This window comes from Pseudomonas japonica (genome assembly GCF_900188455.1).
Taxonomy (GTDB): Bacteria; Pseudomonadota; Gammaproteobacteria; order Pseudomonadales; family Pseudomonadaceae; genus Aquipseudomonas; species Aquipseudomonas japonica.
In genome coordinates, this window is sequence record NZ_FZOL01000059.1 from 1 (window position 1) to 1,330 (window position 1,330).

General features: G+C 53.7%; 1 protein-coding gene. It reads left to right on the plus strand.

Features of this window, described 5'->3' with window-relative positions:
- Positions 1 to 301: 301 nt before the first annotated feature.
- The gene (locus CHB99_RS29345; RefSeq protein WP_042130160.1) at positions 302 to 1,297 is read left to right on the plus strand and encodes an IS110 family RNA-guided transposase; all 996 of its coding nucleotides are present in this window, start codon (positions 302 to 304) and stop codon (positions 1,295 to 1,297) included.
- Positions 1,298 to 1,330: the final 33 nt, after the last annotated feature.

The window sequence follows — 1,330 nt, forward strand, 5'->3', positions numbered from 1 at the left end:
AGATCGAGCGCCGCCCGCGCGGCGCATCGCGAGCACGCTCGCTCCTTGTATGTTGTGTCTGACCTGATGCAGGAGGTTATTCTCGTCAGGTTGAAGAAGCACTTCCGGGGAGACCGATCGCTCCTGAAGGCAGGGCTTACCCTGACCTTGTATGTAGAGAGGTCCCCCGCCTCATTGCCCACTACGAAGAGTATCGAGAAGCCGACAAGTCGGACTTCGCATTACAAGGTTGCAGCGGCATGAAGTTCGAGGTCGGGGAACCGGAGGCCATTTTTACCTAAGTCGTTTGGAAGTGGGAAGCATGAGTGTCTTTATCGGAGTGGATATCGGTTCGCGTACTTCGATCGCAGGAATGCGTAAGGATGGGCGCGCTGCCGGACAGTGGGAAATTGCTCAGACTCCCACCGGTCGTAAAGCTGCGGTGAAAAAGCTGCAGGCTCTAAAGCCCAAGGCGATCGTAATGGAAGCCACCGGAATCTATTACCTGGACTTGGCTCTTGAGCTGCATGCTGCCGACCTTCCTGTTTCAGTTATCAATCCCAAAAGTTTCCATAATTTCGCCAAGCTAATGCTGGTGAACAGCAAAACTGACGCGATAGATGCTCATTTGCTGTCCGAGTATGGTGAGCGTATGACGCCGCGCTTATGGATCCCTCCAAGCCCTGTACAGCTTGAGCTGAGGGCTCTTGGCCGGCATATCAATCGCTTGGTAGGACAGCGCGTCAGAGCGAAGAATGAGCTGCACGCATTGCAGGCGACTTCTACAACCGTATCGATTCTGATTGAGGACCAAGAAGAAGCAATTGCCGCCCTGGACAATCGCATTGAGCGCTTCCGCAAAGCTGGACGCGACTTGATTGCCCAGTGCCCAACGCTTGCTCGGCAGTACAAGCAACTGCTTGCAGGTCCGGGAGTTGGAGAGGTCTCGGCACTTGCTGCCCTGGCTGAGCTGACCACGCTACCTGAAATACTCAAGTCCTCCCAGGTAGCTCGTCATGCGGGCTTAGATGTTCGACAGACACAATCAGGAACAAGCATCGATAAACCCGGCCGGCTCAGCAAAAGTGGGAATGCCTATCTACGGGCAGCCATGTACATGCCTGCATTGACTGCAGTGCGTTGCGACCCTTATGCCAAGGCTTTTTACGAGTCGTTAGTCAGTAGAGGCAAGAAAAAAATGCAAGCCATCGCCGCTGTCATGCGCAAGTACTTGACGGGAATTTGGGCATGCATGCACGGGAACGAACCATTCGATACGGCCAAGCTTTTCAGCTCTGATCACCTCAAAAAAGCTTGACCGCCAACAGAGTATCTACATTTGTTGCAACGT

Bases quoted from the DNA above. Each gene is read 5' to 3' on its own strand.
- CHB99_RS29345 (WP_042130160.1), top strand. From the start codon at position 302: ATGAGTGTCTTTATCGGAGTGGATATCGGTTCGCGTACTTCGATCGCA.